The sequence below is a fragment of the Paenibacillus vietnamensis genome, from assembly GCF_020169515.1.
GTDB lineage: Bacteria > Bacillota > Bacilli > Paenibacillales > Paenibacillaceae > Pristimantibacillus > Pristimantibacillus vietnamensis.
This window is the reverse complement of sequence record NZ_JAHMHW010000008.1, coordinates 97506-118660: the sequence shown is the minus strand read 5'-3', so window position 1 is coordinate 118660 and position 21155 is coordinate 97506. Positions and strand designations below refer to the sequence as shown.

21 protein-coding genes are annotated in these 21155 nt (G+C 54.0%); 1 reads left to right on the top strand and 20 read right to left on the bottom strand.

Annotation, left to right across the window (positions count from 1 at the left end; translation table 11 throughout):
- Nucleotides 1-193: 193 nt before the first annotated feature.
- The 19 genes from KP806_RS16805 to yyaC form a co-directional block, all read right to left on the bottom strand.
- Nucleotides 194-844 carry a response regulator gene (locus tag KP806_RS16805; protein WP_224724873.1) on the bottom strand — a complete coding sequence of 217 codons (651 nt, stop codon included), beginning with the start codon at nt 842-844 and terminating at the stop codon, nt 194-196.
- Nucleotides 822-3218 carry an ATP-binding protein gene (locus tag KP806_RS16800; RefSeq protein WP_224724872.1) on the bottom strand — a complete coding sequence of 799 codons (2397 nt, stop codon included), beginning with the start codon at nt 3216-3218 and terminating at the stop codon, nt 822-824. The genes KP806_RS16805 and KP806_RS16800 overlap by 23 nt, the downstream gene beginning before the upstream one ends.
- A gap of 32 nt (nt 3219-3250) precedes the next feature.
- Nucleotides 3251-3418, bottom strand: coding sequence for a competence pheromone ComX (gene comX / locus KP806_RS16795; protein ID WP_224724871.1), 168 nt, complete (start codon nt 3416-3418; stop codon nt 3251-3253).
- Nucleotides 3419-3544: 126 nt separating this feature from the next.
- A complete protein-coding gene (locus KP806_RS16790; RefSeq protein ID WP_224724870.1) occupies nt 3545-4474 on the bottom strand; it encodes a polyprenyl synthetase family protein in 930 nt (309 codons plus the stop codon).
- Nucleotides 4475-4800: 326 nt separating this feature from the next.
- On the bottom strand, nt 4801-5562 hold the full coding sequence (locus KP806_RS16785) for an ABC transporter ATP-binding protein (RefSeq protein WP_224724869.1): 762 nt from the start codon (nt 5560-5562) through the stop codon (nt 4801-4803).
- Between the two features lie 638 nt (nt 5563-6200).
- Complete coding sequence (locus KP806_RS16780; RefSeq protein ID WP_224724868.1) at nt 6201-7751, bottom strand: 2-isopropylmalate synthase; 1551 nt, start codon at nt 7749-7751, stop codon at nt 6201-6203.
- A gap of 81 nt (nt 7752-7832) precedes the next feature.
- Complete coding sequence (locus tag KP806_RS27645; protein WP_263575745.1) at nt 7833-7964, bottom strand: hypothetical protein; 132 nt, start codon at nt 7962-7964, stop codon at nt 7833-7835.
- A 783-nt stretch (nt 7965-8747) separates the two neighbouring features.
- Entirely contained in the window at nt 8748-9812 is a 1065-nt protein-coding gene (gene tsaD / locus KP806_RS16775; RefSeq protein WP_397376412.1) for a tRNA (adenosine(37)-N6)-threonylcarbamoyltransferase complex transferase subunit TsaD, read from the bottom strand.
- Nucleotides 9809-10297 carry a ribosomal protein S18-alanine N-acetyltransferase gene (gene rimI / locus KP806_RS16770; RefSeq protein ID WP_224724866.1) on the bottom strand — a complete coding sequence of 163 codons (489 nt, stop codon included), beginning with the start codon at nt 10295-10297 and terminating at the stop codon, nt 9809-9811. Before rimI ends, tsaD begins: the two co-directional genes overlap by 4 nt.
- Nucleotides 10294-11121 carry a tRNA (adenosine(37)-N6)-threonylcarbamoyltransferase complex dimerization subunit type 1 TsaB gene (gene tsaB, locus KP806_RS16765; RefSeq protein WP_224724865.1) on the bottom strand — a complete coding sequence of 276 codons (828 nt, stop codon included), beginning with the start codon at nt 11119-11121 and terminating at the stop codon, nt 10294-10296. The genes rimI and tsaB overlap by 4 nt, the downstream gene beginning before the upstream one ends.
- Complete coding sequence (tsaE, locus tag KP806_RS16760) at nt 11118-11606, bottom strand: tRNA (adenosine(37)-N6)-threonylcarbamoyltransferase complex ATPase subunit type 1 TsaE (protein ID WP_224724864.1); 489 nt, start codon at nt 11604-11606, stop codon at nt 11118-11120. The genes tsaB and tsaE overlap by 4 nt, the downstream gene beginning before the upstream one ends.
- Before the next feature lie 13 nt (nt 11607-11619).
- On the bottom strand, nt 11620-12717 hold the full coding sequence (gene thiL / locus KP806_RS16755) for a thiamine-phosphate kinase (RefSeq protein ID WP_224724863.1): 1098 nt from the start codon (nt 12715-12717) through the stop codon (nt 11620-11622).
- A 37-nt stretch (nt 12718-12754) separates the two neighbouring features.
- Nucleotides 12755-13624: a YitT family protein gene (locus KP806_RS16750; protein WP_224724862.1), complete on the bottom strand. Its 870-nt coding sequence runs from the start codon at nt 13622-13624 to the stop codon at nt 12755-12757.
- A gap of 158 nt (nt 13625-13782) precedes the next feature.
- Nucleotides 13783-14865, bottom strand: coding sequence for an HD-GYP domain-containing protein (locus tag KP806_RS16745; protein WP_224724861.1), 1083 nt, complete (start codon nt 14863-14865; stop codon nt 13783-13785).
- Nucleotides 14866-14990: 125 nt separating this feature from the next.
- Nucleotides 14991-16667, bottom strand: a complete 1677-nt coding sequence (locus KP806_RS16740) for a histidine kinase N-terminal 7TM domain-containing diguanylate cyclase (protein ID WP_224724976.1) — start codon at nt 16665-16667, stop codon at nt 14991-14993.
- A 105-nt stretch (nt 16668-16772) separates the two neighbouring features.
- Nucleotides 16773-17960, bottom strand: a complete 1188-nt coding sequence (locus tag KP806_RS16735; protein ID WP_224724860.1) for a class I SAM-dependent methyltransferase — start codon at nt 17958-17960, stop codon at nt 16773-16775.
- A 19-nt stretch (nt 17961-17979) separates the two neighbouring features.
- Entirely contained in the window at nt 17980-18624 is a 645-nt protein-coding gene (locus tag KP806_RS16730) for a DUF6483 family protein (protein WP_224724859.1), read from the bottom strand.
- 67 nt (nt 18625-18691) lie between these two features.
- Nucleotides 18692-19546, bottom strand: a complete 855-nt coding sequence (locus tag KP806_RS16725; RefSeq protein ID WP_224724858.1) for an alpha/beta fold hydrolase — start codon at nt 19544-19546, stop codon at nt 18692-18694.
- Nucleotides 19530-20078: a spore protease YyaC gene (gene yyaC, locus KP806_RS16720; RefSeq protein ID WP_224724857.1), complete on the bottom strand. Its 549-nt coding sequence runs from the start codon at nt 20076-20078 to the stop codon at nt 19530-19532. Before yyaC ends, KP806_RS16725 begins: the two co-directional genes overlap by 17 nt.
- Nucleotides 20079-20208: 130 nt before the next feature.
- Between yyaC and KP806_RS16715 the strand changes: the two genes are divergently transcribed.
- Nucleotides 20209-20436 (top strand): DUF1128 domain-containing protein, encoded by a 228-nt coding sequence (locus KP806_RS16715; protein ID WP_224724856.1) that lies wholly within the window; start codon nt 20209-20211, stop codon nt 20434-20436.
- 111 nt (nt 20437-20547) lie between these two features.
- On the opposite strand, the gene KP806_RS16710 is transcribed toward KP806_RS16715, so the two are convergent.
- The gene (locus KP806_RS16710; protein ID WP_224724855.1) at nt 20548-21000 is read right to left on the bottom strand and encodes a hypothetical protein; all 453 of its coding nucleotides are present in this window, start codon (nt 20998-21000) and stop codon (nt 20548-20550) included.
- Nucleotides 21001-21155: the final 155 nt, after the last annotated feature.

Sequence of the window (21155 nt, the reverse complement as noted above, 5' to 3'; positions counted from 1 at the left end):
CTTTTAATATCCGGATCATTCTGCTATTCATTATAAATATCTATCCGAAAACAAAAATGAAGTTTTTTAAGACGTATCTGCTGCTTTTTTCAGATCTTCGTATTTTGTAATAAAAAAAAACGACAGGCCAAGGCTGCTAACCTTGATCCTGCCGTTCTATCTCGGAGATATGGCCGGTGCCATATCCAATCCTCTAATATTGCTCGAGACTGATTAGCCCTAAACGCTGAGCTTCCCTGATCGCCTCCGAACGGGAGCGGACATTCAGCTTGTCAAAAATCCGCGACAGCTGGTATTCCACATTCCGCTGGCTCGCATGGAGCTTGATCGCCAGCTCCTTGTTACTGATTCCCGTCGCCACCTCATGCAAGATGGTCTGTTCCCTCTCGGTAATCGAGACGTCCTCAACGGAAACCTCCGAGCGGCCTATCGTCACTTCATGCCTTCTTAATTGTTTTAATAAGGTGATTGGGATGACCGCATCGCCGCGCATCGCGCAACGGATTGCATTATGGAGTTGCTCCCTCGACACCGTTTTGGAAATAAAGCCGGATGCGCCGGATTCAATGAGCAGGTTGAAATGGGAGCCGATTTCATAGCCTGAATAGATAAGAACTCTGCGCTCCGGATCCTGCTGGATTAAACGTCTCGTCAGCTCCAGGCCGCTGATGCCCGGCATATTCAAATCGCATAAAATCAAGTCAAACGGCTCCGCTTGCACCTTATCCAGCGCTTCCACTGCGGTAAGCACAACGGTAACCGCCATCTCGTTATCCTGCTCGATCATCGTTTTAGTCCCTTCGCCTACCGAAGGGTGATCGTCAACTAATAAGATACGAATCACGCGTAATTCCCCTTTCCGCCCGGCCCGCTGTTATCATTTCAGGCAGCAATATAACAACCTCCAAGCCTTTGCCGCGCTCGGAATTAAAGGTGATGTCCCCTTCAAGTCCTGTTACCCGTTCCTTGATGCCCGATAGTCCCATATGCTCGAACGAAACGATCATCTGATTCACGTCCATCCCGACTCCATCGTCCTGATAACGGAAATAAATCGTTCCTTTCCGCTGCTCCAGCTCAAGCTTAATCAGCTTGGCGTGCGAATGCTTATCGGCATTCCGCAGCAGCTCCTGCACGATCCGGTAAATCGCCGTTATCTGCTCCTCGTTAAGCGGGCGCAAAAACGGCTGCGCCCGGAACTCGACGTCGAAATTGACGCGCATCTGCGTATGTTCAATGATGGACTCCACGGCTTCCACGACGCCCATTTCCTTCAAGAGCGGCGGCCTGAGCTCGTTGCAGGTTTCCCTGATCTGGTGAATGACGTCCAGCAAACCTTCCTTAATATCCTCCAGCTCGTGCTCAAGCTTGTCGGACAAGGGATGATCCATCATAATCGTTTCAAGCTTGCGGTACCACAGCAGCTGGTCCTGCAGTGCGGAATCATGCAAATCCGCAGCCAGCTTTCGCCTTTCGTTCTCCGACAGACAGAATAACAATCGGAGTACCCATGGAGAGGTAGAATGCTCTTTGCGAACCTCCGATTCCAAATCCTCGATTAAGCCTTCAATCAGGTATAGATTCTCGAATACGATGCTGGCATAATTGGACATCGTCTTTAACCAGCGCAGCTCGTCCGAATTGAATCTCGTATGGTTCGTTTTCATGCCGATCCACAAAATATGGTAGCGCGTGCGCTGGCGCCCGATAACAAGTCCGAGCCCGTACGGCAGCTCGATTAGTTCGCCAACCTGGAGCGAATTGACCGTCCCGAGCAAAAACTCGGCCGTAATCAGCTCCTCCGGGTGATCGCCCATCGGATAAACCGTATTTTCCGACAGCTCGACAAGCAAAAACATGATCCGGTTTACGGGAAGGAGCTCGCTAATCTCCTGCTTCAGCACGGCTTCCAAATCGGCCTGCTTCATCACCCGCGCAATCTTCCGGGAGAAACGGTCCAAGCTGTCCTGGTAGCTGTACATGGCTTTAAAAAGCTTAGGCCGGAAGCGCTGATCGATCTGCTCCTTCGCATATAAAAACAACGTCATCCCGATGTAGATGACAAAAAAGATGCCAAACCACAAGGACCATGACGGACTATTCTCCCCCAAAATGAAAAAAGCGACAAAAGCCGATACGATAACGGAAGGAACAAGGGCCAACGCCGTATAATATTTGAATCTCGTTAAAATGAAGTCGATATCGAATAATTGATTCGAGGTCGATAAATAAAAATAAACGATCGGAAGAACGAATAGAAAAAGCGCCGTAAAGGCTGCAGGCAGCAGCTGCCTTTCCCCGAATATTTGAGGTAGTAGATTCATCGTCGCAAACGGCATGAACGCAACCAGATGCGAGATCAGAGTAATGGTAAACAAAGACTGCAGCTTCTTGCGGCGGTACTGGATAAATTTCTGTATCAGCTTATATACGCACACTAAATTGCCTATTAGCACGATGCTGCTAAAGGCTATCACGATATAGTCATAGATTCGGATCGTAAACAGGTTCGTCCAAATATACAGCACGCTTACCGCGCCAACGGTGCCGAATAACCCGAACAAGACGCTAAGCGTCTTCCTGCCGATAAATTGGACCTCGAAGCGCTGCAAATAATTGTTCATGAAGCTCATGAACAGCAAAGGTATCATCGGCAGCACCAGGTAAATGACCGTGTTGCCGACAGGATCGCTCCTATAGGACGCGGCCGAGCTGTAATAGCTGATTCCAATAGAAATAAAAAAGAGAATGAGGATAATGACAGCCTTGTCATTCCGGCGCTTCACATACAAAAATGCCGAGAACGCGCAAAAAATGACAAGCGAAATGCCAGGAATATAAAGCTGAAGCAGCAGCTCCCAAAGAGAGTGCTCTCCGGTCCAGCCTTTCGGAAAATAGATTTCTTGTCTTTCATTATTCTTATGCAAGAGGAGCACATGATCCGCGTATTCGATTGTATTGTACTTAATAACGTTTTCAAATTCGCTTACCGGCTTTCCGTTGACCTCCAGAATTTGATCCCCTGGACGTATCCCTTTAATGACGGCTTGTCCGGCAGGCTCAACGGACTTAACGAAATATTGCTCTTCCGGCCCTTTGACAAGGACGGCGCCGATCGATGGGATCCGCACGATGACGGCAGTCAAATATACGAGGGTCGATAGGAACAAAACCAGGAAGAGGATTGTGATGAATCGGTTCAGTAAAGTAGCTCTCATGCCTTCCTCTTCCCCTCAATTTGTTTTATGTGTTAGCCCCACATAGCATATGCGATGTTTTTGTCGTTTTTGTTGCTTAGCGAATCAAGAAGAGCTTTTTTCTCCGCAGCGGAAATTCCTGCAACCTGCAGTTGTCCACCCATAGCCATGGACAGTTTCTCCGTGCTGCTTGCCAATTGACGAATCGTTTCTTTTAACATTGTAACTCCTCCGCTTCCTATAAAAATAGTAAAAAATACTTACTATACTACTATAACAGGAAACGAATCGACAGCAAACGCAAAAATGATTCGTATTTACCGAAATCGCTTTTGCGCGGTTTGTCTTTATGCAATTTCTTGTCTTAAAATGTGCAAAAACATATCCTTCCAAGGTCCTTCTTCCTGAAACGACTCCAGCAGCTCAACAAAACGGTTATAATGCATTCGGCTCATAACGGAGCCGTATAGGCTGGCGCCCGTCCGTTCGCATGCCTGGACAAAGCAGTCCTGCTTGTCTGCGATGTCATCTTTCGACAATCGCCCTTCGTAATAATCCTTGATCCACAGGTCTTCCTCGGCCAGACTTTCCAGCAGAAACAAGGTAATCAGCGTTTTCTTCTTTTGCAGAAAGTCGCTCTTGTCGTCCCAGCGCAGCATATCCCTGACATCGTTTTTCAATTGCGCCGCGATGCCTATTTCCATTGCGTACTCCTCGACGCCTTCATTCCATGGATGACCGGCCAGCAAGACGCCCGTTTGACATGCAAAAATAAGGAGCGCGGCCGATTTTTGCTTAACCGTATCTATATATTCCTGCTCGTCATACGCATCATTCATAAGATCGAGCATTTGGCCGTTCGCCGCTTGCAGCAGCTGCCTATTCATCATTTCCAGCAGACCGATCCGTATCCGGTCGTCCCCCGTGCTGTTCAGCATTACTTGCTGAGACAGCGTAAGCAGCGAACAGGCCACATGCAGGGAAACGGCGTCAGGCGCCTGCATCCATGGCTTATCCGGCGCATCCCGATCCTGCAAATCGTCCAAAATATCCGATGCCAATATAAACAGCTCCACCGCAGCCGCCGCTTTGTACACCTCGTGACCGGCTCCGCCGAACATCCTGTAATGCAGCACGGTCAACTGACCGAACTTGACGGACTCGCGCAGCTTTTCTTCTATATACCGCTCAGAAAAACGCGCAAGAGGCTCTGCCGTAAACCAGCATGATACCTGCTCGCGCATTTGTTGTCCTATTAATGGAATCCAATCGTTCACGATCCATCCTCCGAATTGTTCAACTTTTCCATCTAGTATACTATGAAAATAGTTACAAAAACATTCGGTGAATGATGTTTATGAGCGGGCCCAGCTTCCGGTAATCCGAAAGCTCTCTGCGTTTATTTACCTTTTTGCTTCTGTTCACTTCTTTGCTCTCTTGTTCCTTATTTTCCCCCTCGCTTATTTTATTCACTAGCTGTGCTATCATCTCCATTCTTTTTTCAACAATCCTTCTGCGCCTTGCCGACGGACTTTCGCTGCAATCATCATGATCCATGGACTTAAAAGCCCTCCTTGAGGTACATAGGCTGAACAATTATACGTCAGACAAAATGATTCCCCGAAAACGAATACGCCTCTCTCGCGTCTACCGCATAATGCATATACACGCCTTCCATCGTCATGCCGCCTCCCGGCAGCTCGGAAATAAGCGTCAGCGGTTTGTCGCAAACTACGAATTCGCCTTTGCGCAGCACGCACACGCGGTCGCAGTTGCGCTGCACTTCTTCCATATCATGCGACGCCATTACGATCGTTTTCCCTTGCTGCTTTAATTGGCGGATCAAGGACCAATAATCCTTTTTGGCCTGCGGATCGAGCCCAGTAGTAGGTTCGTCGAGAAATATGATTTTCGGATCGTTAACAAGCGCAATCGCCAGGGCTGCACGCTGCCTCCAGCCGCCCGATAACCGCTTCACTACTTTATTGGAGTAGGATGCCAGACCGAACAGATCTATGATAGCGTCCAGGTCGTTCTTCCGTTTATAAAAGGCCTGGAACAGTTCCATCGCCTCGCGTACGCTCATTTTGTCCACGAGGGACGTGCTTTGCAAATGAATGCCGATATCTTCCTTCAAGCTCTCAGCGTCGCGCGACGCATCGACGCCCAGCACTTTAATCGTACCGCTGTCCGGCTTGCGCAGTCCCATCAGCATTTCCAGCAGCGTCGTCTTGCCTGCCCCGTTCGTACCGATAATGCCGAAAATTTCCCCTTCCTTCACGTGGAAGGAAATTTGATCGACCGCTTTATTTGCACCATAATACTTGCTGATTGAGCTTACCTGAATGACTGTATGCTTATCCATTATTGGGTTATCCTCCATTCACGCTTAAGCGTCTCATTAGCAAATCATCTATAGGTGATAGGTTAGGTTACAGAATTGAGCATGTTTTTACGATAACGCAAAGCCTCATCAATTTCACCGAAAACATGATTTGTAATTCACGCAATTTTTTTGCGCGACCGCAATGAAAGCGCAACCCTGTGGATGATATTAACAAACGTGGATTGTACAGGAGCTTTTGGCTTATTCACATTTATACACAGACATATCCACATACCTGAATAAATTGTTAGCCAATTCTGTCGATGGTACCAGGACAAGCTGGCAGTAATACCGCGGCTTTCGTCGAATCGTAGGACCAAAATCATACAAGACAAAAGAAGTATCCACATTATAAACATTATCCACAATTTAAGCAGGTTAAAGATATCCCCCATTAACGATTTATTTGAAGCAATCGTAAACCCAGTCTAATCAAGCGTTTTAACAATTTGCTAACATTCGGTTGGGGAAATGTGGATAACTTTGTGCACAACACTAATATTGGCAATCGAACCAGCTTTACTCCACAATCCTTCGTATATAAAGCGGCAAACAAAAACAGGCACAGAGGTTCTATCCTCCATGCCTGCCTTCCTATTTCATTTGATTGACAACGCTTATTGAACAGAAGCCTGGACAGACCGGCTGCCCGAAGTCATGACCGCTTGATTGCAGGCTGCGACATAAGCCTCAGCTGCAGCCAGAACGATGTCGCTGTGGATCGACGTTCCGCGGAAGCGCTGCTTCTCATGGATAATGCTGACAACGGCCTCTCCGTGCGCATCTTCTCCTGTGGATAAGGAATGCAGTTCCAAGTCCTCGAATTCGGCCGCTACCGGAATGGCTTGCTGAATAGCATGAATGACCGCTTCCAGCGGGCCGTCGCCAACAGCTGCAAAGGTCTGCTCCATCCCATGCTCGTCGCGGATCGTAACGGTCGCCGTACGGGAACGCTGCGTACCTGCATGGACGTACAGATCGGTAAGAACGTAAGGATCCGGCTGAGTTTGCGTCAGCTCGCCGGCAATCCGGATCAGCTCGTTGTCGCTGACGATTTTCTGGGCGTCGGCCGTTTCCTTAAACTTGTTATACACATCCTCCATCTGTGCTTCGGCGACATGGACGCCGTATTCCGCCAGCCGATGCTTGATGGCATGCCGTCCGGAATGCTTGCCCAAAATAATCATGCTGCGCGATATGCCCATCGCTTCCGGGTCCATGATTTCATAAGTGCTTCGGTTTTTAAGCAAGCCGTCCTGATGGATGCCCGACTCATGCTGGAACGCGTTGCGGCCGACGATCGGCTTGTTGAAGGCAATCGGAAAATGCATGGCGCGGCTGACCAGACGCGACGTCTCATAAATTTCCCCGATTCGGATATTCGTCGATGCCTGCATCGCGTCCTTGCGGGTCTCGATGGCCATGACCAGCTCCTCCAGCGAGCAGTTGCCCGCCCTTTCCCCGATCCCGTTCACCGTAACCTCAATCTGCGTTGCGCCCCCATGGATGGCAGCCAGGCTGTTGGCCACCGCGAGCCCCAAATCGTTATGGCAGTGGGCGCTGTATCTGACGCGCTCTCCGCCTCTCGCGCGGCTTCGAACGTAACGGAACAATTCGCTCATCTCCTCCGGCATCGCATAGCCCAGCGTATCCGGGAGATTGATAACGGTAGCTCCTTCGGCAATTACAGCCTCCACCAGCTGAATGACGAAATCTCGGCCGGAACGCGTGGAGTCCATCGCGGAAAACTCGATTTCATCCACGAACTGCTTGCCGTAAGCGACCATTTCCCGGGCGATTTGAACGACCTCGTCGCGGGATTTGCGAAGCTGGTGATTCAGATGGATGTCGGAGGAGGAAATAAACAGGTGCAGACGTCTGCGGGCCGCATCCTGCGTCGCTTTCACCGCAGCGTCGATATCCCCCTTCACCGCCCGAGCGAAGCCGGCGATTTCCACATGCTGCAGCTCCCGCGAAATTTGCTGCACAGCTGCGAATTCACCCGGGCTCGATACCGGAAATCCCGGCTCGATCACGTCGATGCCCAGCTTGCCGAGCTGGCGGGCAATGATGATTTTGCGTTCCGGATCGATGGAAGCGCCGGGCGATTGCTCGCCGTCTCTTAAAGTCGTATCGAATATTTGAATTTTTTTCATTTCGTTTGTCATGTTCTTCTACCTCCTCGAATATAAAAAAACGCGCCGTCTCCTTGAAAGAGACGACGCGCCTTGGGCAGCCGTGGTACCACTCTAATTGGCCGGACCTTGCTGCAGCAGCTGCCGATGCGTGTTAGCCGCAGGGTCTTGCTGCCGCGGGTCCGAACCCGCTCGAGGCCCGATGACGGCGGCCAGCCGTATCGATGTAGTCCGGCTGCTTCGCATGCCGTTTCCACCGGTCCGCTCCCAGGCGAGATTCGAACCAAAGCCCCGCTGCGTCGCACCGTCCCGCAGCTCTCTGTACGAATCCGGTGAGTTCGCCTTCCGTTGAACCCCAACCGTCGCGTTTTGGCGGCTTACTGTTCTACTGCTCCTGTTCCTTGCGTTTTGCTTTATATGTTCCTACATCAAACAGTATTAGTTTTCACTTTATACATTGCCGATTCCGCTACGGTAAACGCGCTCGTCCAAAGGACGGCGTAAGCCGTTTATCCTTGGATCTTCGTTTTGCCAGACACCATGAATGCTTCCACAACTTCAACGACAACAAGAAAAGCCTGCCGCCTCTTGAATTCAAGAGACGACAGGCTATTATGACCCGCGCGGTACCACCCTTGTTGACCTCCTATACGTTCGCAAACGAGGACGCCCACCTTAGGCATATGGCTGGCTCCGGATGCCAACGCACATGCACCCGATTACGGAGGTTAACCGTAACAATGTACTTGCCTCAGCGGACCGCCAACCGGCGATTGCCCGAGCTTCTTCCATCGTTCCGCTCCCAGGCGAGCTTCAAGCCACCTTCGACTGCGTTGCACCGTCCCGCAGTTCTCTTGCGCCGTCCACATGCCGATGATCGTAATCACCAAGCTATGCAGCCAGCTTCCCGGTTAAGCTTTACTGTTCCTGTTCCTTGCGTTTGCAGCATATAAGATTTGAAGTATTGTTGCTTATTATAGGCGTCTGCAAATAGTCTGTCAATTCCAAATTAAAAATTATTTGAGGTCGCTACGAGTTAACCGACCATTTCTCCAGCGACAATCCCGGATCGCCCTTCAGATCGAGGCCGCTGAATTGCCCCCGCTTCAGCTTCAAAAATGCGGCCGCGCCGATCATCGCAGCATTGTCCGTACACAACGAATTCGGCGGAATGAGCAGCGGTATACCTGCGGCACTGCAGCTCTCCGTCAAAGCTGCGCGCAGGCCGCGATTGGCCGCTACGCCGCCGCATAGCAGCAGCTGCCTGGCGCCGGATTGTTTGGCGGCCCGCAGCGCTTTTGACACCAGCACCTCAATAACCGACTGCTGAAAGCCCCGCGCCAGCGCCCCTTCGTTCAGCTCCAGCCCCTTCATCCGGTGCTGGTTAATCGCTGCCAGCACGGCCGACTTCAGGCCGCTGAAGCTGAAATCGTAGCTGTCCGCCTCAAGCCAGGCACGCGGAAGAACAATCTCCTCCTGCGATTCGGAAGCCAGCCTGTCGATATGAGGTCCGCCCGGATACGGCAGCTTCAGCGCCCTGGCCACCTTATCGTAAGCTTCGCCCACGGCGTCGTCCCTCGTTCGTCCCAAAATGCGGAACGCGCCTTCGCGCTCCAGCAGCACCAGCTCGGTATGCCCGCCCGATACGACGAGCGCAAGGCTCGGGTAGACGATATCCTGCACAAGCTCATTGGCGTAAATATGTCCGGCGATATGATGCGTCCCGATCAGCGGAATGCCGAGCGCCATCGCCAGGCTCTTCGCGGCTACAATGCCGACCAGCAGCGCCCCTACGAGCCCGGGTCCTTCCGTGACCGCAATCGCCGATAAATCCCGAAGGCCCACACCCGCTTCCTTGACCGCCTGCTCGATAATAAGCGTAATCGATTCCACATGCTTGCGGGAAGCGATCTCCGGCACGACGCCGCCAAACCGTTCATGAATCTCGATCTGGCTCGACACCACGTTCGATAATATATGCTTGCCGCCGCGGATAACGGCCGCCGACGTTTCGTCGCAGCTCGTCTCGATGGCCAAAATAATCTCATCGGAAAAATTTCCGCCAGAAGTTACTGATGACTGATTCACGTTCATTGCTCCCTTGCCTCCAGCTCCGCGGGGTCCAGCTCCGCCCACATAATCAGAGCGTCCTCCTGGTTGTCCGAGTAATAGCCGGGCCTGATCCCGGCAGGCTCGAAGCCGAACTTGCGGTACAGCCGCTGGGCCACCTCGTTCGATACCCGTACCTCCAGCGTCATTTTGGCCGAGCCGTACGACACCGCCGTACGCTGAAGCTCCAGCAGCAGCCGGTTGCCGAGCCCCCGGCCGCGGAAATCCGCCCGGACCGCGATATTCGTTACATGAGCCTCGTCCATAATAATCCACATCCCGCCGTAGCCGGCAATTTCCCCGTCGATCTCCATGACCGTATACCGCGCGAACAGATTGTTCAGCAGCTCATTGGTGAACGCATCCGGCGACCATGGACTGGTGAACGCCTCCCGTTCAATCTCCACTACCGCGGGAATATCGGCTATCGTCATGGACCGGTACGAAAGCTTGCTTACATCTATCGTCATCGTTCTGCTTCACCCGCTTGCTTCGCCTTCCAAATGACTTCCGCCTCGGTCAGCTGCGTATAGTTTGGTATAAACGTATGAGGGTTCTCGGTTTGGCCCGCCTCCAGCTTCTTGCGTCCGAGCTCCGCGATCCAGCGGCCCTCCTGAACGAAAGGCTGCAGCCTGACCGTCGTGCCGGAAGCTTCCGCGAGCGCCTTGAGCCGCTGCGCCTCCGCTTCGTGCAGCGTCAGATCGCCCGCGATGGTAATGCTCCGAACGGCGCTGCTTCCGCCCGCACTCAGCCGCTCCGCCAGTTTTTCGACCCAGCCGTTCATCAGACGTACGCCATCGTCGGCCCAGCGGGTCCATTCGCCGCCATCCGACATCGAGAAGGCCGACGTATACACCTGGCCGCGTCTGGCGTCCATAATCGGAATGACCCAATGCTCGCCGCCCGATATCCATTCAGCAGCCGTCTTCTCTTCTTCAAGTGAGACATGATGCCAAGCGCCGTAAGCGATCGCCTCCAGGCTGGATACGCCAACCAGCGGCTTTTCCCACACCCATGCCAGCGTCTTGGCAACCGCCACCGCGATTCGCATCCCCGTATAAGAACCGGGACCGCTGCCGACGGCGATCGCCGCAAGCTCACTGTCCTTAATTCCGCTTGACGCCAGCATCTCCTTCACATGCGAAACGACGTGAACCGAATGGTTCCGTTCGGCCAGCGATTGAATTTCCGCCAGCACCCCGCTTTCGTCGATAATTGCTGCGGCCATCGATGCCGTAGCCGTATCCAGCGCCAAAATTGGCCCCGGCTGTCCATGCTTCCGTTCAGTTTTCATTCGCCCGCTCCTATCCCGCTCAGTGCCCTGCACCAGCCCGCATACCGCTCGCCGTAGCCGGTAACGGCAATTCGACGGCTGTCGCCGCCGAGGTGCTCGATGTGCAGCTCCAGCCTCTCGTCCGGAAGCAGCTCGCTAATCAAACTAGCCCATTCGACGATGGTGACGCCGTCTCCGTAAAAATAATCGTCTAATCCCAGCTCGTCCGCTTCATCGAGTGAAAGGCGGTATACATCCATATGATAAAAGGGAAGTTTGTCCCCTTCGTATTCCTTAATGATCGTAAAAGTAGGGCTGTTTACAATGCCCTGTACACCGATTGCCGCGGCAAAGGCTTGCGAGAATCTGGTTTTGCCGGCCCCCAAATCGCCGTCCAGCGCGATCAGGTCGCCAGGCTGCGCCCAGCCCGCCAGCTTGCTCGCCAAATCGGCCGTATCTTGCTCCATGTTCGACAGCCAAATCGCTTGGCCTGTTTCCTGCTGCATTCTATTCACCCGTTCATGACGAAAAATGATTGTAGCCTTGCTTCTTAAGCTTCGTCCGGCCGTTTGCGCGAATAAGCTCTACGCCTGTGCCGGCAGCTTCGGTATGTCCGATAACAAAAAAAGGAATGCCCTCGGCATGAAAAGCGGACCGTGCCGCTTCCGCCGCGGACAGCTCCATCGTGCCAAGCAGCGCGTAATCTTCTCCCCCGAAAAGCATCCAATCCAGCGGATCCACTCCCGCGGCCGCCGCATAGGCCGCCAGGCTGCCGCTCTTCGGCAGCCTTCGCTCCTCGAGCACCAGCCTCAGCCCCGATGCCTCCGCAATTTCCCATGCTTCGCTGGCCAACCCGTCGCTGACGTCATTCAGCGAATGGCAGCCCAGCTCCAGCAGCAGCCGTCCGGCGCGCACGGACGGGCCGGGCCGCCGGTGCGCCAGCAGCAGCGCCGCTGCCTGCGCCGGATCCAGGCCGCAGCTCCGCACGATCGCTGCGGCCGCCGCAGCCGGGTCGCATTCCGCTTCCCCGGCTTCAGTACCCGCTGCCCGGCCCTCCTGTGCCAGCAGCGCATGCAGCCCCGCCGCCGACATCCCGACGGCGCCGGTCACAAACACCGCGTCGCCCGGCTTCGCCCCCGAGCGCCGCAGCTCCCGCCCCGCCTCGACGGTTCCCGTCACCGTCACGGCCACAACCAAATGCTCCGGCGACGAGGTCGTATCGCCTCCCGCCACCGCAACCCCGTAGCGCTCGGCGCACTCGTACAGCCCGTCGTACAGCCTCCGCATCCGCTCCGGCTTATACGAGGGCGGTACGCTAACCGATACGAGCGCATGCAGAGGCACGCCGCCCATCGCGGCAATGTCGCTCACGTTTGCGGCCAAAGCCTTATAGCCGACGTCCTCGTCCCGCATCGTCGACCGCTTGAAATGGACGGTCTCCACCATCGTGTCGACCGCCAGCAGCAGCCGCTTCGGCTCCGCAACGCCGTCCGCTGCAGCCGCGGGATCTATGGCGGCGGCGTCATCGCCTATGCCGATGACGACCCCGCGCCGGCGAAGCCACTCCTCCGGCTGACGACCCGCCGTCCAATGCTGAATACGAGCAAACTCATCCAATTGCGATAACTCCTTCTGCTTTCTCCTATTACCATCATTAGTGAATATCGCGTTTCTTAAACCGTCCGCCCTTCACATCGTGAATATTTCCTACGGCAAGGAACGCAACCGGGTCGAGCTCATGCACGATCGATTTCATCTTCGCTTCCTCGAGACGCGTAATGACGCAGAAAATGACCTTTTTGCTGCCGCCCGTAAATCCGCCCTCGCCGTTCAAATACGTGACGCCGCGGCCGAGCCGGCTCATGATGGCAGCCCCGATCTCCTTCGCTTCGTCGCTGATAATCCAGACGGCCTTCGACTCGTCGAAACCCTCGATCGTCAGATCGATCATCTTGAAGGCGATATAATACGCGATTAGCGAGTACATCGCCCGGTCCCAGGTATAAACAAAGCCCGCGCTCCCGAGAATGAACAGATTAAAAAACATGACCGTCTCCCCGACGGAAAACGGAAGACGCTTGTTCAGCAAAATCGCAACGATCTCCGTGCCGTCCAGCGATCCCCCGAACCGGATAACCATTCCGACTCCAATGCCGAGTATGACCCCGCCGAATATCGAAGCCAGAAACGGCTCCACCGTAAGCGGCGGCACGGGATGGAGCAGAAACGTGCCGATTGACATGACCGTAACGCCGTACAGCGTCGACAATGCAAATGTTTTGCCGATTTGCTTGTAGCCGATAATGAGAAAAGGCAAATTCAGAATAAATAAGAAAAGGCCAAGCGGCACGCCCGACAAATAGGAGCTGATGATCGAAATGCCGACGATGCCGCCGTCAATAATTTGATTGGGAACCAGAAAGATTTCAAGCCCAACCGAGACCAGAACTGCGCCGAGCGTAATGAACAGCACTCTTCGCAGCACCTCGAACCTGGAAAGCTTGTGGTGCTGTATTGTACTCATAGAGCTGCGCACATCCCCTATCCCGTCTATTTCTCATTATTTTACCTTAATCCCTATCATATTTAAAGCTAGACTGCCAGTCCTTTGCAAAGAAACCTCCCAATTCGGCGATAGATGTAACACCGGTTGGAAGGTTTCCGCCATGTGCTGCAGCGAAGCTACAGCTCTTTGACAATCGTGATGTAGAGCTCGTCCTTGAGCTCGATTTCATACGGCTCCTTCGGCATCGTACCGTCCTTCTCCATTATGATCCGGACCTTCGGGCGATGGACGGCCAGCTCGTTGTTCTCCGAGACGACGCCGACCTGCCCCGTGCTGAGCAGCAGCGACGTAGAAACCGGATAAATGGAAATATGCCTGCAGAACAGCTTGATCAGCTCCAGATCAAAAAAAGTCCCGCCGGCGGCAAACAGAAATTCGATCGCTTCGCTGGCCGTATACCGTTTGCGGTGCGGTCTCGGCGACGTCAGCGCATCGAACATATCGGCGATGCCGACGATTTGGGCGTAGAGATGGATTTCATCGCCCTTCAGCCCGCGAGGGTAGCCCGAGCCGTTGAACCGCTCATGGTGCTGGAAGGCGCAATGCGCGGACACGACCGAAATATCATGGTATTTGCGTAAAATATCGAAGCCTTCCTGCGTATGGCTTCTCATCAGCTTATGCTCCTCCGGCGTGAAACTGCCTGGATGCGTGAGAAGCTTCTGGGGGAGCTTGGTCATGCCGATGTCAAACAGAAGCGCGCCGACGCCGAGCTCCTCCAGCTGGGTCCGGTTCAGGCCCTTAGCGATGCCCATGATGCCCGCCAGTACCGCTACGTTAAAGGAATGCTGAAACAAATAGGCGTCCTTGGCATGTATGCTTGTCAGATTGACGAGCATATTCGGCCGCGTAGCCAGATCCTGCATGATTTGCCCGAAGATGGCGCGGAAATTGCGGCCCATATCCGGCGCGATCGTCCTTCCTTTCGTCCCCGCCTGATCCTTGAAGGCGGTCATCGTTTTATAGATCGTGTCGACGGCTTGCTTGCGGGTTTCGTCGCGTATCGTATCCTCAGGAATCAGATCCTCGGTCAAGCCGTTCTCTATGTATAAAATATCAATGCCCAAATGATTAAGCCGCTCGATATAACGGTCGTTCAGCACAACCCCTTCTCCCAGCAGCACGTTTCCGTTTTCCTGAAAGACAGGCTTTGCGATTCGGTCTCCCGGCTTGACCATTCCTATATGCACTTTTCTCATGTGCTTCAGTTCCCGCTTTCGATAATTATGGCTTGGTATACGATTGTGTTTATTTTATCAGATCGGTCGTAGGCTGACTATTCGCCGGGCAAACAAAAAGCCCCGACGTCTGGCGTCCGGGCCGATCAGGCGAGCTTACGTTTGACCATCCGGTTGCGCCCGCTGTATTTGGCTTCATATAGCGCCGCATCCGCCTGCGCGAGCAGCTCCCGTAAAAACGCTTTCGGATCTTCGAGATCGGAGGGCTCGAACCGCTCGATGGTGATGACCCCCATGCTGATCGTGACGGACAGCTCGTTTTCTCCAGGAGCCGTCCGCACCTTGTTGCTCTCGACCGCTTCCATGACCCGCTCCGCCATCCATTCCGCCTGTTCCCGGTTCGTTTGAGGCAAATATACCGTAAACTCCTCGCCGCCGTACCGAGCAAGCACATCCGTCATCCGCAAAGTCGAGCGGACCGCGTCAACGGTGCTGCACAGCACCTCGTCGCCGGCCAGATGGCCGAATTTGTCGTTGACGGCCTTGAAATAATCGAGATCGAATAAAAAGATCGAGAAGGGAATCCGATACCGGATATTCGTCACGACCTCCTGCTCGAGCTGCTGCAGCAAATAACGCCTGTTATAGCAGCCGGTCAAGCCGTCCGTAATCGCCATCGTCTCCAGCTTCTTGTTGGCCTGGAACAGCTCGTCCTGCATAATCAGCAGATCGCGGTAGCGGTCCTGCAGCTGCACGTTCTGCCGGTTCGTCTCTTCCACCAGAAGCCTCAGCTCCGTCACGTCCTGAAACGTCAGCACGCGGCCTACCGGCTGCTTCTTCGCGTTCAGAATCGGGGCCGATTGCACGATGACATGGCGGTACTTGTCCAATTCCAGCTCGAGCTCGAATTCCAGCCGGTCCAGCGGACGCTTCCGCTGCTCGTCCAGAAACTCCTCGAGCTCCTTGGGGGAAAGCCCCTTGATATGAGCGGCCATGACGGCCGCACTGAACTTGTCTCCGATGCGGAGACGAATCATTTTCTTCATAATCTTGTTCACTTCGATGATCGTATCGTGCTCGTCCAGTACGATTACGCCCATCGACATCGTATTCATAACGTCCCGCTGCACCGACTGGATAATGTCGAACACCTTGTTGCGGCTGATCGCATGCGCGAGATAGACGGCGGAGAACGCCATGCCGGCCGATATAAGCGGAACGTAACGGGCAATATAATCGATCAGAAACACATTGACCGTCAAATCCGCAAGAGAGAACAGCAGCAGAGTCGCCATGCCGTTCATCGCCGTCTTGATCAGCGTCCGCTGTCTTTCCGACTCGTCGGACATCAGCTTATTCACCATAATCGTAACGGATACGGCCAGGTACAGGATGAGCTGTCCGATCATCAGCCAGTACAGCGGACCGTGCTGCAGCTGCTTAAGCGGATCAAGCCGTTCGTTGATCTGGAGGAACAAACCGTTCGGATTGACGACAACCGCCAGGACGGAAAGAATCGCCGGAGTCGATAAAATGAACAACCGGCTCTTTCGCACGACGTACGATTGGCCGGTAAGAAACACAATAAACACGAACCATCCCACGCCGAGCAGGGACAGTCCCGCATAGGATGCGGTCAGGTAGAGCATCTTGTAGGATGCCGTCGAGCTGGTCTGAGAAATAAACTGGCATAGCGGCCATACCATAAAGACGATATGCAGCAAGAGATAAATGCGGTGCAGCACCGTAATGGAGCTCGATGCGAATACGTAGAAAAACAAGCCTAACAGCACAAGAAACATGCTTAAGTCCAGCCAGATCATCCATCCCAATGCGGTTCACCCATTCATTTGATAGCCATCTTTTCCCATTGTAGCAAATGTTACATGCATCGACAATTGTCTATATGAAATATTTAACATTCAATTCTAATCGCTGACGCCGGCCGGAAACCTGTCCGACAGCATCCGCTCCAGCGACGGAGAAATGGATAGAAACTGGCGAAATTGCTCGTATTCCTCCCATTTTTTCGCGGAAAACCGCAGCTGCTCTCCCCTTACCGCCCGGATGAGCAGGTTTTTGGGCGTATGCTCCGGATCGACGAACTCCAGCATCTGAACCTTGTAGCCCAGCGCCTCCAGCAGGACGCCTCTGGCCGCGTCCGTCGCCAATGCGGCGAAACGCTCCTTCAGCAGTCCCTGGGACAAAATCGGAGACAGCTCATCCCCGCCGATTTGGCGGAACAGCTCATGCTGGCAGCACGGCACCGACATGATGACCGACGCCCCCCAGCCGACGGCCTTCGCCAGCGCGGCATCCGTCGCCGTATCGCAGGCATGCAGGGTCACGACCATGTCCGCCGCTTGAAGCCCCTCGTATTCGGCAATATCGCCGACGAGAAACTTCAGCTTCCCGTAACCGAGCTTATCCGCAAGCTCCGTGCAGAAAGCGATGACATCGGCCTTCAGGTCCAGGCCGATCACGTTAATGCTCCGCTGCTGCTCCACGGCCAGCAAATGGTACAACGCGAAGGTCAAATACGATTTGCCGCAGCCGAAATCGACGATCGTAAGCTCGCGGTCAGCGGGCAAATAATCCAGCACGTCGCTTACCATTTCGAGGAAGCGGTTAATTTGGCGGTATTTATCCTGCTTCTTCGCATGGACCCGCCCCTCCGGCGTCATAATGCCCAGCTCCACCAGAAACGGCGCGGGCCTCCCTTCTCCGAGCACCCGCTGCTTCTGGCGGTTATGCTCGAGGTTTTTCGGTTTGGCTCCGCCGGTTGGCGGCTTGCTGAGAACGGCCGCTTTGCCCTTCTTGTTGAACAGCAGCTGAACGTCGGCCTCCGGCGTCTTGACGAGCGCCTGGCGGTAATGCTCGCGCAGCAGCCCGATCATCCGCTCTCCCGCTTCCCCCGCCGCTACGTTGTCGTGTGTAACCTTATTTTCTGCATGATACTCGAATTGATAGTGCAGCCCGTTCTTCAGCATGACGGGCCGGATGACGGTTTTCGGAGCGGCGGTTCCATCCTTGCGCTTCACCTGGCTCAGCGTCGCCTGCAGCAGCTCCCCCGACTGAACCCACCCGGTTATGTCTTGCTCCCATTGCTCTGTCATGCTTATGCCTACTCTCTTCCTATGATTTCATCAGGGCTTCCAGCCCTTGCTCGACTTCTTCCCGCGGCAGGCCTCCGGCGATCAGCTTCTCGTCGGTTTGCCTCAGAATCCCTCGATAAATTTCGGCTGCCTCCTCCGACCAGATCGCCTGTTCCTCCAGCAGCTCATACAAGACATTCTCGGCTTCCGCATACCGCCCTTCCTCGACATGCCACTCGACGAGCAGTCGCTTCGCCGGAATGGGCAGCTCATACGGCCGCAGCGTCTCAAGCAGCTCTGAGGCCTGCTCCCGGGGATCAGCCAGGGTCGGCTCCGCGCCCGCAAGCGACAGCCTGATAAACAGCTGCAGCGCCTTCACATTGGCGGCGAACGCGTCGTCCTCGCGCCCCAGATCGGCGCTGATGATCGCCTCCTGCTTCAGCAGCAGAGCGATCGCCTGCAGCTGACCGGTCTCCAGAATGCCGTTCGTCGACATCATCTTGATCAGATCCCCGTCCGACAGCGAGCGGATCAGCTTGCTGCTCAGCCGGAATTTTTTCTCGAGCAAATCGTCAATCAGAAGCAGCGCTTCCTCATGCTTGCGCTCGCGGCCCAGCTGCAAAATCTGTCCGACCGCTTCCGTCATTTGTTCGATCATTCTCATGAAATAATCACGTTGAAACATCAGGCTCAGACTCCCCTCCCCGGTTATCCTTCCTAGAGCGCGCCGAGGTCCCCGTCAGCCGGGAACGCTAGCCTTTAATTCCGTCTGCGAAGCTGAGGATGGCGGCGGCCAGCTTCTCCGGCGCCTCGACCATCCCCATATGGCCGGCACCGTCCAGCAGCACTTTTACCGTAGATGCATTGCTTGCGGCAAACGTGCTTTCAGACGGAATAACCTTGTCATGCTCTCCCGCAACAAGCAGCACCGGCAGATCGGTGTCGTCGATCGCCTTGGCCCTGTTCGGCCTCTCCTTCATCCCTTTGGCCGTTCCGACCGCCCCCTGCAAAGACGTGCCGTATCCGATTTGCTTCGCATGCTCCACGTCCTGCGGCATCGTCTCGAGGCTGGCGGGAGCGAACAGCTTCGGAACGAGGCCGTCCACGAACGCCTGCACGCCGTTCCCTTCCAGGGCGGCAACCGCCTTATCCCGGTTTTCCTTCGCCGTATCGCTGTCCGCCAAAGGCGTGGAATGAATAAGCCCGAAGCCGGACAGCTTCTTGGCATACCGCTCGGCAAAAGCGAGCGTGACGTAGCCCCCGAGCGAATGCCCGAGCAAAATAACATTATGAAGCTGCAGCTGAATCAGCAGCTGCGCGATATCCTCGGCAAACAAATCCATCGTGTAGACGTCGTCCTCCGGAGCCGAGCTTTGCCCGTGTCCCCTCAGATCGGGCGCGATTATCCGAACCGATTGCTCCAGCCCCTCCGCAATCTTCTCCCAATATGCCGAGCTTCCGCAGTAGCCGTGCAGCAGTACGACGGTTTGACCGATCCCGTCCCCGTCCTCCGCATGCGAATCGTAATATGCGAGCTGAACGCCGTTATTCAAAAAAAGCTTGCGCTGCGCGATCGATACGACCGCTCCGTCAGAATATCCGGACATAACTTGCACTCTCCTCTTTTGCTTGATTGTTTGCGATGCCCCATGCTTCGCCGATCGCATCGGCAAGCTCCTTCGCCATTTGCATCACGAAATAAAGCGACGTCGTTTGCAGCATACCATATGCTTTGGGGCCGTTCCTATTGACGACCGCAGCGATGCTGTACCGGCCGACGGCGGGAAGCCGGCGTCCGGTCGCTTGCCCGGGCTGCAGCGGCCCTTCCGAGCACAGATAGCGGCCGACGGACTTCGGCTTGCCGAGGCATGCGTCAACCGCAATGACAACCGCGTCCTCCGGCAGCTCCAGCACCGCCCTCTCAACGGCATAGGCGTCGCAAGGGGTCTGCAGCGTGCCCGTCACATGCGGCCAGCCGCGCTCCTGCAGCATCGTCCCGACCAGCGGGCCAAAGGAATCGCCCGTTGACCGGTCCGTGCCTATACAAATAAATACGATGCCGCCCCGGTCCGGATGAGCTGCCGCGACCGATGCTAAAAATGGCGTTAATTCGCTTAAGTCCAGCTGTTCCGTGTTCAAAGCACCTGCCTGTCTATAATTCGGTTCCTTTCATTCTACAATTGTATCCAATTTCAGTTTCCTGTTCAATTTGTGGTGTTCGGCGCCCCAGTCATGATACAATTGCTGCAAAGCTTATAGGAGGCAAGCCATGAACAATTTAGAGCTCCAAACGCAGGAAAACGTGGAATATATGATCGAGGCCATCAAGTCGAAGCTGAAAATGGCGACCGCAGCCGCAATGCAGGCTTCCAATTTCGACCTTGGCAAATATGAGGACATCAGAGATTTGTACGAGGTTGTCGCGTCGAAGGATAAATTCAGCATCAGCGAGGTCGAGGCGCTCGTATCCGAGCTCGGCAAGCTGCGGAACGCATAATTTTTTTTCTACATTTTATTCCATTATCAGACATTTCTTTTCAAATGAACACACAAAAGCATAAAAAAGAACCGGATAAGCTTACGCAGCGCATATCCCGGTTCTTTTTATTTATTCCGTTTCCTCCGCCTCAGCCTCGGCGCCTTCAATCGAGAGCTTAATCGTCACATTCTTGTGCTCGCCCTTCAGGAAATGTGCGATTCTTTCCAGCTTATCGGCCAGCTCGGGGCCGCTCAGCGTCGTATTCAGGTTGTAATCGAAGCTGTCCGACGGCAGCTTGCGCCCGGCGTAGCCTTCCTGTCCTCCGGCCCAGCCGCGCTCTGCCCCGGCGCCCCCTCTTGGCAGCTGCTCTTGAACCGGATAAAACTTATCCGACTTATTGACGACTCTTTCATAAATACGAAGCTTCTTAAGAAGCATATAATATTGCGCAGAATGCTTGAAATTCCAAGCCTCGCGAATATCCTTCAGCGTGTAATCCATCTTCCAGCGCTTCAGCTTTTCAACCTGCTCGTCAGTGCCAAGCTTCAAAAATTCGTCTAACGGCAGCATTTTTTCGGACATTTCTATCCCTCCGATAACTAGTTTCAGGAAAATATCAATAATATTAATTCTTTTTATTTTAAAAAATACCATAAATTTTGGCCTATTACAAATTAATATAATATCATGACTTTTGTACTAGACATCTTTTCTTTTATCAAAATAAATCCGGAAAA